Origin of the sequence: Streptomyces sp. 1222.5 (assembly GCF_900105245.1) — a bacterium.
In the GTDB taxonomy this organism is placed as follows: Bacteria; Actinomycetota; Actinomycetes; order Streptomycetales; family Streptomycetaceae; genus Streptomyces; species Streptomyces albidocamelliae.
The window spans coordinates 5049711-5061806 of record NZ_FNSZ01000001.1 but is presented as its reverse complement, the minus strand read 5'-3'; the positions used below and the strand labels follow the sequence as shown (position 1 = coordinate 5061806).

Below are 12096 nucleotides of genomic sequence, written 5' to 3'. Positions count from 1 at the left end.
GTCAATCCCTCTCAGGGTCGAAAGTCTGTGGTCTGAAACGGGGGCCTGGGGGTCGGCGGGGGCCCTCAAGGGTGAGGGCCCCGCCGGACTCCCGTCAGACCTCTTCGACGCTGCTCGGCTCGCGCCGGGACAGGTCGATGCCGAGCTCCTCCGCAGCGCGGAAGACGTCCTCGTCGGTGTCACGCATCTCGATGGACATACCGTCGCTGGACAGCACCTCCACGTTCAGGCAGAGCGACTGCATCTCCTTGATGAGCACCTTGAAGGACTCGGGGATGCCGGGCTCGGGGATGTTCTCGCCCTTGACGATGGCCTCGTAGACCTTCACGCGGCCGGTGACGTCGTCGGACTTGATGGTCAGCAGCTCCTGGAGAGCGTAGGCGGCACCGTAGGCCTCGAGGGCCCACACCTCCATCTCGCCGAACCGCTGGCCACCGAACTGGGCCTTACCACCCAGCGGCTGCTGGGTGATCATGGAGTACGGACCGGTCGAACGGGCGTGCAGCTTGTCGTCGACCAGGTGGTGCAGCTTCAGGATGTACATGTAGCCGACCGAGATCGGGTCCGGGAACGGCTCACCGCTGCGGCCGTCGAACAGCCGCGCCTTGCCGGACGGGAGCACCATGCGCTCGCCGTCGCGGTTCGGGATGGTGTGCTGCAGCAGACCCGCCAGCTCGTCCTCGCGCGCACCGTCGAACACCGGGGTGGCGACGTTGGTGCCGGGCTGGACGTTGTCGGCGCCGATGACCTGCAGGCGCTGGGCCCACTCGTCCGCGAGGCCGGAGACGTCCCAGCCGCGGCTGGCGAGCCAGCCGAGGTGGATCTCCAGGACCTGTCCCGGGTTCATTCGGGACGGCACACCCAGCGGGTTGAGGATGATGTCGACCGGGGTGCCGTCCTCCAGGAACGGCATGTCCTCGATCGGCAGGATCTTCGAGATGACACCCTTGTTGCCGTGACGGCCGGCGAGCTTGTCACCGTCGGTGATCTTGCGCTTCTGCGCGACGTAGACGCGCACCAGCTGGTTCACACCGGGGGGAAGCTCGTCGCCCTCCTCGCGGTCGAAGACGCGCACGCCGATGACCTTGCCGGTCTCGCCGTGCGGCACCTTCAGCGAGGTGTCACGGACCTCTCGGGCCTTCTCACCGAAGATCGCGCGCAGCAGGCGCTCCTCAGGGGTCAGCTCGGTCTCACCCTTCGGGGTCACCTTGCCGACGAGGATGTCGCCGGCGATGACCTCGGCACCGATGCGGATGATGCCGCGCTCGTCGAGGTCGGCGAGGACCTCCTCGGAGACGTTCGGGATGTCCCGGGTGATCTCCTCGGGGCCGAGCTTGGTGTCACGGGCGTCGACCTCGTGCTCCTCGATGTGGATCGAGGAGAGGACGTCGTCCTGCACGAGGCGCTGCGACAGGATGATCGCGTCCTCGTAGTTGTGACCCTCCCACGGCATGAACGCCACGAGCAGGTTCTTGCCCAGGGCCATCTCGCCGTTCTGGGTGGCCGGACCGTCGGCCAGGACCTGGCCCTCGATGATCCGGTCGCCCTCGTTGACGATGACCTTCTGGTTGACCGAGGTGCCCTGGTTGGAGCGGGCGAACTTGGCCAGGCGGTACGTGATGTACGTGCCGTCGTCGTTGGCGGTGGTGATGTAGTCCGCGGAGACCTCCTGGACCACACCCGCCTTCTCGGCCTTGACCACGTCGCCGGCGTCGACGGCGGAGCGGTACTCCATGCCGGTGCCGACGAGCGGGGACTCGGACTTAATCAGCGGCACGGCCTGACGCATCATGTTCGCGCCCATGAGGGCACGGTTGGCGTCGTCGTGCTCGAGGAAGGGGATCATGGCGGTCGCGACCGACACCATCTGGCGCGGCGAGACGTCCATGTAGTCCACGTCGTCACCGGGGACGTAGTCGACCTCGCCGCCACGGCGGCGGACCAGGACGCGGTTCTCGGCGAAGCGCATGTCGTCGTTCAGGCCGGCGTTGGCCTGGGCGATGACGAAGCGGTCCTCCTCGTCGGCGGTCAGGTAGTCGACCTCGTCGGTGACCTGGCCGTCGATGACCTTGCGGTACGGGGTCTCGACGAAACCGAACGCGTTGACCCGGCCGTAGGAGGCGAGCGAGCCGATCAGACCGATGTTCGGGCCTTCGGGCGTCTCGATCGGGCACATGCGGCCGTAGTGCGAGGGGTGCACGTCACGGACCTCGAAGCCGGCCCGCTCACGGGAGAGACCACCCGGGCCAAGAGCCGACAGACGGCGCTTGTGGGTGAGACCCGACAGCGGGTTGTTCTGGTCCATGAACTGCGACAGCTGGCTGGTGCCGAAGAACTCCTTGATGGAGGCGACGACCGGCCGGATGTTGATCAGGGTCTGCGGCGTGATCGCCTCGACGTCCTGCGTGGTCATGCGCTCGCGCACGACGCGCTCCATACGCGCCAGACCCGTGCGGACCTGGTTCTGGATGAGCTCGCCGACGCTGCGCAGGCGGCGGTTGCCGAAGTGGTCGATGTCGTCGGTCTCGACGACGATCGACTCGCCGCTGTCGCCCGTCGTCTCGGTCTCGCCGGCGTGCAGCTTCACCAGGTACTTGATCGTCGAGATGACGTCCTCGACGGTCAGGATGCCCGCGTCGAGCGGAGCGTCCGCACCCAGCTTCTTGTTGACCTTGTAGCGGCCGACCTTGGCGAGGTCGTAGCGCTTGGGGTTGAAGTAGAGGTTCTCGAGCAGCGTCTGCGCGGCCTCACGCGTGGGGGGCTCGCCCGGACGCAGCTTGCGGTAGATGTCGAGCAGCGCGTCGTCCTGGCCCTGGGTGTGGTCCTTCTCCAGGGTGGCGCGCATGGACTCGTACTCGCCGAACTCCTCGAGGATCTGCTCGGTCGTCCAGCCGAGCGCCTTCAGGAGGACGGTGACCGACTGCTTGCGCTTGCGGTCGATACGGACACCGACCATGTCGCGCTTGTCGATCTCCATCTCCAGCCAGGCACCCCGGGACGGGATGATCTTGGCGGAGAAGATGTCCTTGTCGGACGTCTTGTCGATCGAGGAATCGAAGTAGACACCGGGGGAACGGACCAGCTGGGACACCACGACACGCTCGGTGCCGTTGATGACGAAAGTGCCCTTGTTCGTCATGAGCGGGAAGTCGCCCATGAAGACCGTCTGGGACTTGATCTCACCGGTCTCGTTGTTGGTGAACTCGGCGGTGACGAAGAGCGGGGCGGCGTACGTGAAGTCGCGCTCCTTGCACTCGTCGATCGAGTTCTTCGGCGGCTCGAAGCGGTGGTCCCGGAACGTCAGCGACATCGACCCGGAGAAGTCCTCGATCGGGGAGATCTCTTCGAAGATCTCCTCCAGACCGGACTTGGTGGGGACGTCCTGACCGTTCTCCAGAGCCTCCTCGACCCGACTCTGCCAAGCGGTGTTGCCGAGCAGCCAGTCGAAGCTCTCGGTCTGCAGCGCGAGCAGGTTCGGAACCTCGAGAGGCTCCTTGATCTTTGCAAAGGAAATGCGCAGCGGGGCGGTGCTGGCGCCGTTGTTCGTATTCGCGGTCGAGGCAGTGCGCGAGGCGGCCAAGAGGGGGTCCTTCCGAGGGCTCGGACTCACTACGCGCGTACCGGTCCCTCTCCCACACACAGCGATGGAAGCCCCAGGTCAAGGGTACTTCGGTCGACTGTGCTCGAGTGAGGGCAGACCCCTGGTGACGGGCAGGGGGCAGCTAACAGGCAGCGCAAAGGGTCAGTGTAGCCACTTGGCACACTGATGTCCAGCGCGGGTTTTTCGAGACCCTCGTTGTGCTCACCGCTCTTGTCAACGCCCTCGGCATGCTGCCCTCAACGCACGTTGATACTGCCCTCTTCGCCGTCGATCCATGCCTCGGATTCGGATCCTTGTGACGACGCGTCCTGAGAATTGCGCGCTGCGTGCGGTTCGTCAAGAGCCCCCAGCCGGAACCGAGCCGTCCGGAGACACGACGAAGATCACCATACCCCTCGCCGTCACGAGCGCAAGGCAACCGCGGCCGACCCTCGGATACGCCGAAGAGCGACCACCCGGATGGATGATCGCTCTTCGGTGCGTTCGCGTTACAGCCCCAGGGGACCGATTTCAGCGCGCGTTCGAGTCCTGGAGGACCCGGAAGGTCTTACTTGACCTCGACGGAGGCACCGGCGCCCTTGAGGGACTCGGCGGCCTTCTCCGCGGCCTCCTTGTTGACCTTCTCGAGAACCGGCTTCGGGGTGCCGTCGACGAGGTCCTTGGCCTCCTTCAGACCCAGGGAGGTCAGCTCACGCACGACCTTGATGACCTGGATCTTCTTGTCGCCGGCGCCGGTGAGGATGACGTCGAACTCGTCCTTCTCCTCAGCGGCCTCGGCCGGGGCGCCCGGGACGGCGGGGCCCGCAACGGCGACCGCGGCGGCGGCGGTGACGTCGAACTTCTCCTCGAAGGCCTTCACGAACTCGGAGAGCTCGATGAGGGTCATCTCCTCGAACTGAGCGAGCAGGTCTTCCTGGCTGAGCTTCGCCATGATGGCGGTCCTTCCACTAAATCGGCGGGTGCCGGATGTACTGGGTGTGGCGGGCGTACGTCGGCCCGCTGAGACCCTCGCTGCGTCAGGCGGCGAGGATCAGAAAGCGAGCCGAATTACTCGGCACCGCCCTGCTCGTCCTGCTTGGCACGAAGCGCGTCCACGGTGCGGACGAGCTTCGACGGGAGCGCCTGGAAGACCTGAGCAGCCTGAGTCTGCTTGCCCTTGAAGGCACCAGCCAGCTTGGAGAGCAGAACCTCGCGGGACTCGAGGTCCGCAAGCTTCTTGATCTCATCGGCGGACAGCGCCTTGCCGTCAAGGACACCGCCCTTGATGATGAGATTCGGGTTGTCCTTGGCGAAGTCACGAAGACCCTTCGCCGACTCCACCGGGTCCCCGGTGACGAAGGCGACAGCCGTCGGACCAGCGAAGAGCTGGTCGTCCAGCGTGATCCCGGCCTCGTTGGCCGCAATCTTGGTCAGCGTGTTCTTCACCACGGCGTACTGGGCGTTCTCACCGAGCGACCGGCGCAGCGTCTTGAGCTGCGCCACGGTGAGACCGCGGTACTCGGTCAGCACGGCGGCGTTGGAGCTGCGGAACTTGTCCGTCAGCTCCGCAACCGCGGCAGCCTTGTCGGGCCTCGCCATAGAGCCTCGGCCTCCTTCCGGGTGATTCGGACCGCGCGGACCCGAAGGAGGACTGGGCAAAACAAACGCCCCGGCGCAGGCGCTCGGGGCGGACTCGACCGGCCGCACACGTGAGAACGCGTGCCCCGGGAGTACTTCCACAGTCACCTGCGCGGGTCGCCCACTTTTCAGCGGATCCTTCGGCCACCGCACCTTCATTCGAAAGCGCGGCAACGACCAGCGGTCTTTGGCTTCTGGAAGAGAATAAAGGACCGGGGCGCTGTCGAGCAAATCGGGCCCTACGGGCCACCCCGGTCCCTCGGCTGCGCCGTCTCCGGCGCCTAGATCAGGAGCTGGTACCGCTGCCGGTGCTGCCCGCGACGGTGCCGCCGGACTTGAGCATGTCCTTGAAGTCCCGGGTGTCGCCGGCCGGGGGCGCCTCTGCGGTGACCTTCACGCCGTAGTCGGTGTAGAAGGTGGTGTTGGTCATGGTGCCGTTGGCCATGGCGGCCTTCTCGGTCTTCTTGACCAGCAGGTTCTGGTCGTTGATCCAGATGTCGACGGTGTCGGTGGTGACGCCGGCCTGGCTGAGCTGCTTCTTCAGGGCCGCCAGCTGGTCCGTGTCGAGGTTGCTGGTGCGGTCCGCGAGGTCGGCGACGTCGACCGTGCCCGAGTAGTGCACGGTGTGGGCGCCGTCGACCTTCTCCTCGCCGACCTTCTTCACGTCACCGGAGGCCAGCAGCATCTTCACCGACTGGTTCGGCGTGGCGGTCTGGATCTGGTCCTTCATGTACGACCCGGAGGCGCCGCCGAGCTTGGCGAGGTCGTCGTAGGAGTACTTCAGCCAGTGCTTGCCGCCGCCCGCCTGCTGGGCGTAGGCGTCGCTCATGTGCGCGTAGTAGGCGTCCGGCAGGTACCGGGCCTCCATCGACGTGGAGCCGGCCTTCTTCATCATCTCGGCCAGCTGACCGCCGGTGTAGGTGATGGTGAGGTTGCCCTTGAGGCCGTCACCCCAGGTGAGGGCGCCGTTCGCCGTCATCGACATGATGTCGCCCATGGACGTGGTCGAGCGCACCTTGGCCGAGTCGGCCTTGTCGGTGGACTTCTCGACGGAGCGCAGCGCGGCGATGGGGCTGACGTGTATCGCGCCCCCGCCTGCCGCCTTGTCTGCGCTCGAGGAGCCGCAGGCGGCCACGCCCGTCAGCGCGGCGACCACCGCGATCGAGAGGCCTATCCGGCGCGCGGTCGTGCTCTTCATCTGCTCCCACCCCTAATGCGAGTCCCGTGCCTGCACCGTAACCCAGGCCACTGACAGTCGTGCGAAAGGTCGCACAAAGAAGGGACGGGCCCCGCCCCTGGAAGGTTCCAGGGAGCGGGGCCCGTCCTTGAGCTCGCGTACCCGACGCGGCTACCGGTGTGAGCCGAGGGCTCAGACGGCGGCCGGGTCCTCCTCGACGAGGAGGTTGCGGGTGCGGTTCGGGTCGACCGGGATGCCGGGACCGATCGTGCTGCTGATCGCGGCCTTCTTGATGTAGCGACCCTTGGCGGCGGACGGCTTCAGACGGAGGATCTCCTCCAGCGCGGCGCCGTAGTTCTCCACCAGCTTGGTGTCGTCGAACGACACCTTGCCGATGATGAAGTGCAGGTTCGAGTGCTTGTCGACGCGGAACTCGATCTTGCCGCCCTTGATGTCCGTGACGGCCTTGGTCACGTCGGGGGTGACGGTGCCGGTCTTCGGGTTCGGCATCAGACCACGCGGGCCGAGGACGCGGCCGAGGCGGCCGACCTTGCCCATGAGGTCCGGGGTGGCGACGACGGCGTCGAAGTCCAGACGGCCCTTCGCCACCTCGTCGATGAGTTCGTCGGAGCCGACGATGTCGGCGCCCGCGGCCTCCGCGGCCGCAGCACGGTCACCGGTCGCGAAGACCAGGACCCGGGCAGTCTTGCCGGTGCCGTGCGGCAGGTTCACGGTGCCACGGACCATCTGGTCGGCCTTGCGCGGGTCGACACCCAGGCGGAAGGCGACCTCGACGGTGCCGTCGAACTTGGTCGTGGAGGTCTCCTTGGCGAGACGGACGGCCTCGAGCGGGGCGTACAGCTTCTCCCGGTCGATCTTGGCGTCCGCAGCGCGGAGAGCCTTGCTGCGCTTGCTCACAACTGCTCCTGTGTGTTCTGAAAGGAGTCGTGGTACGGGCCGAGCAGGCCCTGCCACGTGCGGCCGGTCATGGCCGCATGACTACTGGGGGTGGGGTCAGCCCTCGACCGTGATGCCCATGGAACGGGCGGTGCCGGCGATGATCTTCGACGCGGCGTCCAGGTCGTTCGCGTTGAGGTCGGGCATCTTGGTCGTGGCGATCTCGCGGACCTGCGCCTCGGTGATCTTGGCGACCTTGGTCTTGTGCGGCTCGCCGGAGCCCTTCTCGACACCCGCGGCCTTGAGGATCATCTTCGCGGCCGGCGGCGTCTTGGTGACGAAGGTGAAGGAGCGGTCCTCGTAGACCGTGATCTCCACCGGGATGACCCAGCCACGCTGCGACTCGGTCGCGGCGTTGTAGGCCTTGCAGAACTCCATGATGTTGACGCCGTGCTGACCCAGCGCGGGGCCGACCGGCGGGGCGGGGTTCGCCGCACCGGCGTTGATCTGGAGCTTGATGAGCCCCGTGACCTTCTTCTTCTTGGGAGGCATAGCTCTCCGGGTCCTTTCGATTCGGGTCCTGCCGGCATCCAGGGACCACCCGGACGCAGGCATACCGCACAACGATAACGGGTATAGATGCGCGGCCAAAAACCGTGCAGGTCAGACAGGCTGAAGCAGCCCGCCTGACCTGCACGGAAGCAAGAGGTCCAGAAAGAACTAGTTCTTCTGGATCTGGTCGAAGGAGAGCTCGACCGGCGTCTCGCGGCCGAAGATCTCCACCAGGCCCTTGACCTTCTTCGAGTCGGGGTTGATCTCGTTGATGGTCGCCTGCAGCGTGGCGAACGGGCCGTCGGTGACGGTGACCGAGTCGCCGACCTCGAAGTCCAGCACCTGGACCTCGACCTTGCGCTGCGGAGCGGGCTTGCCCTCGGCCTCGGCGGCCTCGCGGGCGGCCTTCTCCTCGGCCTCCGGGGCGAGCATCTTGACGATCTCGTCCAGGGTCAGCGGGTAGGGGTCGTAGGCGTTGCCGACGAAGCCGGTGACACCCGGGGTGTTGCGGACGACGCCCCAGGACTCGTTGGTCAGGTCCATGCGGACCAGGACGTAACCCGGCAGCTTGTTCTGCTTGATCGTCTTGCGGTCGCCGTTCTTGATCTGGACGACCTCTTCCTGCGGCACCTCGGCCTGGAAGATGTAGTCCTCGACGTTCAGCGAGACGGCACGCTGCTCGAGGTTGGTCTTCACGCGGTTCTCGTAGCCCGCGTAGGTGTGGATGACGTACCACTCGCCGGGCAGGGTGCGCAGTTCCTCGCGCAGGGCCGCGATGGGGTCGACCGGCTCGGCGGGCTCGACCGGCTCGGCCGGCTCCTCCTCGGCGGCCTGGGCGACGAGGGCTTCCTCGTCGTCCTCGGCGGCTTCGCCGTCCTCGTCCTCGACATGCAGGGCGGCCTCTTCGGCCGGCTCGCCCGATTCGGCCTCGGCAGCCTCGAACTCGTCCTGCTCGTCCGCGCCCTCGACGATGTCGAGCTCGTCGTCGACCGTCTCGGCAGCCGGCCCGCCGGGCTCGGTGGCGTCGTCGTTCAGGTTCGGGTCAGACACGATGGCTGCTTCTTCCTGGATACATAGGGGTGGAACATGCGAAAACGGGCGCCGGTACCACGGCGCCCTTCGCTCTTGGCTCAGCCGAAGACGTACTTGGCCGCGTGGTTGAGCCCATAGTCAATCACGGTCACCAGGGCGATCATGATGGCGACGAAGAAGATCACCACGGTGGTGTACGACGTCAGCTGGTTGCGCGTCGGCCAGACGACCTTGCGGAGTTCCGCGATGACCTGGCGGTAGAAGGTGGCCAGACGCTTCAGCGGGCCCTTCTTGGCGCGCTTGCCGCCCTTGCGGGCCTTCTTCTTGGCCTCGGGCAATTCGTCCTGGGCATCAGGCGTGTCGATGGAGCCCACGGCGTCCGTCATAGTCCTCACCTGATCCCGGGTCGTGGCCGTGCCGCGCCCGGTTTCTGAGCCGCACGGCGGTGCATTGCTGTACGTACATGCGCACACATCCTGGCGGTGTGTGTAGCAGGGCCGGAGGGACTTGAACCCCCAACCGCCGGTTTTGGAGACCGGTGCTCTACCAATTGAGCTACGACCCTTTGTGTGTCCCCCAACGTACCGCATCCGACCGGGTGCTCGGTGTGCACCGATTTCGGCGGTGGCTGCTGAAGGCCAACGAGGTGTGAGTGTACGTGGTCCGCGGCCCGGCGTCGAACAGAAAGTGCCCGTCCGGGGGCCCCTGGCCGAAGATCGTCCAGGCCCGGGGCCGGATTCGGATCCCTGTTCACGCCTCGACCCCTTGCTGTTCAGTCTGTGAAACCAGTGTGCCGGGGGCATTTCCGGTCTGGAACGATGGGCCCCATGAGCGCTGCAACCCCTCCCACCGAGCGCCGGGTCTCCGCCCGAGTCGGCGCGATCTCCGAGTCCGCCACCCTCGCCGTGGACGCCAAGGCCAAGGCCCTCAAGGCCGCCGGGCGTCCGGTGATCGGCTTCGGCGCCGGCGAGCCCGACTTCCCGACCCCGGACTACATCGTCGAGGCGGCCGTCGAGGCCTGCAAGAACCCCAAGTACCACCGCTACACCCCGGCCGGCGGTCTGCCCGAGCTGAAGTCCGCGATCGCCGCCAAGACGCTGCGCGACTCGGGCTGGGAGCCAGACGTCTCCCAGATCCTGGTCACCAACGGCGGCAAGCAGGCCATCTACGAGGCGTTCGCCGCGATCCTCGACCCGGGTGACGAGGTCATCGTCCCGGCGCCGTACTGGACGACGTACCCGGAGTCGATCCGTCTCGCCGGCGGTGTCCCGGTCGAGGTCGTCGCCGACGAGACGACCGGCTACCGCGTCTCCGTCGAGCAGCTGGAGGCGGCGCGCACGGAGAAGACGAAGGTCGTGCTCTTCGTCTCCCCGTCCAACCCGACCGGCGCGGTGTACTCCGAGGCCGAGACCGAGGCGATCGGCCGCTGGGCCCTCGAGCACGGCCTGTGGGTGCTGACCGACGAGATCTACGAGCACCTGGTCTACGGCGACGCGGTCTCCGTGTCCCTGCCGGCGCTGCTGCCCGAGCTGCGCGACAAGTGCATCGTGGTCAACGGTGTGGCGAAGACGTACGCCATGACCGGCTGGCGCGTCGGCTGGGTCATCGGCCCCAAGGACGTGGTCAAGGCCGCGACCAACCTCCAGTCGCACGCCACCTCGAACGTCTCCAACGTCGCCCAGGTGGCCGCCGTGGCCGCCGTCTCCGGCGACCTGACGGCCGTGGCCGAGATGCGCGAGGCCTTCGACCGGCGTCGCAAGACCGTCGTCCGCATGCTCAACGAGATCGACGGCGTGCTCTGCCCGGAGCCCGAGGGCGCGTTCTACGCCTACCCGTCGGTGAAGGGCCTGCTCGGCAAGGAGATCCGCGGCAAGCGCCCGCAGGACACGGTCGAGCTGGCCGCGCTGATCCTGGAGGAGGCCGAGGTCGCGGTCGTCCCGGGCGAGGCCTTCGGCACGCCGGGCTACCTGCGGCTGTCGTACGCGCTCGGTGACGAGGACCTCGTCGAGGGCGTGAGCCGGATGCAGAAGCTGCTGGCGGAGGCGCGGGACTAGTTCCTCGCCGCCACGCGCGCGTGCGGGCCGTTCCCTCCGGGGAGCGGCCCGCTCCTGTGTGCGAGCAAGACCACGTACGGGGAAACGGCTACCGGTGTGGCGGGTGTGTACGGCAGGATCCTGGGATGGAGCGTGTACGTGATCTCTCTGAGCTGCCGAAAGCCCATCTGCACCTGCACTTCACCGGCTCGATGCGGCCGGCGACCGTCCTGGAACTGGCCGACAAGTACGGCGTACGCCTGCCCGACGCCCTGACGGAAGCACTGACCAGCGGGGAACCGCCGAAACTGCGGGCCACGGACGAGCGGGGCTGGTTCCGCTTCCAGCGGCTGTACGACGCGGCACGCTCCTGCCTGCGCGAGCCGGAGGACATCCGGCGGCTGGTGCGGGAGGCCGCCGAGGAGGACGTGCGGGACGGCTCGGGCTGGCTGGAGATCCAGGTGGACCCGACGTCGTACGCGCCGCGGCTGGGCGGCCTGATCCCGGCCCTGGAGATCATCCTGGACGCGGTGGAGACGACGTCCCGGGAGACCGGCCTCGGGATGCGCGTCCTGGTGGCCGCGAACCGTATGAAGCATCCGCTGGACGCGCGCACCCTGGCCCGGCTGGCGGTGCGCTACGCGGACCGCGGTGTGGTCGGCTTCGGGCTCTCCAACGACGAGCGGCGGGGCATGGCCCGGGACTTCGACCGGGCCTTCCACATCGCGCGCGAGGGCGGTCTGCTGTCGGCCCCGCACGGCGGCGAGCTGACCGGCCCGGCCTCGGTCCGGGACTGCCTGGACGACCTGAACGCCTCCCGGATCGGGCACGGCGTGCGCGCGGCGGAGGACCCGCGGCTGCTGAAGCGGCTGGCCGACCGGGGCGTGACCTGCGAGGTGTGCCCGGCCTCGAACGTGGCGCTCGGGGTGTACGAGAAGCCGGAGGACGTCCCGCTGCGCACCCTCTTCGAGGCGGGCGTGCCGATGGCCCTGGGCGCCGACGATCCGCTGCTGTTCGGCTCCCGGCTGGCCGCCCAGTACGAGATCGCCCGCCACTCCCACGATTTCTCGGACGCCGAGCTCGCGGAACTGGCACGGCAGTCGGTGCGGGGTTCGGCCGCCCCGGAGGACGTCAGGGCGCGGCTGCTGGCCGGCGTGGACGACTGGCTGACTCGCCCGACCGCCTGA

The 12096-nt window shown here is 67.5% G+C and carries 10 protein-coding genes and 1 tRNA gene; 2 read left to right on the top strand and 9 right to left on the bottom strand.

Features of this window, described 5'->3' with window-relative positions:
- Positions 1-94: 94 nt before the first annotated feature.
- From rpoB to BLW57_RS22805, 9 genes are all read right to left on the bottom strand, one after another.
- On the bottom strand, positions 95-3580 hold the full coding sequence (gene rpoB, locus BLW57_RS22850; RefSeq protein ID WP_093477008.1) for a DNA-directed RNA polymerase subunit beta: 3486 nt from the start codon (positions 3578-3580) through the stop codon (positions 95-97).
- 568 nt (positions 3581-4148) lie between these two features.
- Positions 4149-4532, bottom strand: a complete 384-nt coding sequence (gene rplL, locus BLW57_RS22840) for a 50S ribosomal protein L7/L12 (RefSeq protein ID WP_073901465.1) — start codon at positions 4530-4532, stop codon at positions 4149-4151.
- 116 nt (positions 4533-4648) lie between these two features.
- Entirely contained in the window at positions 4649-5179 is a 531-nt protein-coding gene (rplJ, locus tag BLW57_RS22835; RefSeq protein WP_093477007.1) for a 50S ribosomal protein L10, read from the bottom strand.
- A gap of 325 nt (positions 5180-5504) precedes the next feature.
- Positions 5505-6416 carry an SCO4651 family lipoprotein gene (locus BLW57_RS22830; RefSeq protein WP_093477005.1) on the bottom strand — a complete coding sequence of 304 codons (912 nt, stop codon included), beginning with the start codon at positions 6414-6416 and terminating at the stop codon, positions 5505-5507.
- Positions 6417-6587: 171 nt separating this feature from the next.
- Complete coding sequence (rplA, locus tag BLW57_RS22825) at positions 6588-7313, bottom strand: 50S ribosomal protein L1 (RefSeq protein WP_093477003.1); 726 nt, start codon at positions 7311-7313, stop codon at positions 6588-6590.
- Between the two features lie 96 nt (positions 7314-7409).
- Entirely contained in the window at positions 7410-7844 is a 435-nt protein-coding gene (gene rplK, locus BLW57_RS22820; protein ID WP_018543896.1) for a 50S ribosomal protein L11, read from the bottom strand.
- A gap of 168 nt (positions 7845-8012) precedes the next feature.
- Positions 8013-8894 carry a transcription termination/antitermination protein NusG gene (gene nusG, locus BLW57_RS22815; protein WP_093477000.1) on the bottom strand — a complete coding sequence of 294 codons (882 nt, stop codon included), beginning with the start codon at positions 8892-8894 and terminating at the stop codon, positions 8013-8015.
- Positions 8895-8974: 80 nt separating this feature from the next.
- Positions 8975-9262, bottom strand: coding sequence for a preprotein translocase subunit SecE (gene secE, locus BLW57_RS22810; protein WP_073901474.1), 288 nt, complete (start codon positions 9260-9262; stop codon positions 8975-8977).
- A gap of 106 nt (positions 9263-9368) precedes the next feature.
- Positions 9369-9441: transfer RNA gene (locus BLW57_RS22805), tRNA-Trp, on the bottom strand.
- A 262-nt stretch (positions 9442-9703) separates the two neighbouring features.
- On the opposite strand from BLW57_RS22805, the gene BLW57_RS22800 reads away from it, so the two are divergent.
- Positions 9704-10930, top strand: coding sequence for a pyridoxal phosphate-dependent aminotransferase (locus BLW57_RS22800; protein ID WP_093476997.1), 1227 nt, complete (start codon positions 9704-9706; stop codon positions 10928-10930).
- A 125-nt stretch (positions 10931-11055) separates the two neighbouring features.
- The gene (locus BLW57_RS22795) at positions 11056-12096 is read left to right on the top strand and encodes an adenosine deaminase (protein ID WP_093476995.1); all 1041 of its coding nucleotides are present in this window, start codon (positions 11056-11058) and stop codon (positions 12094-12096) included.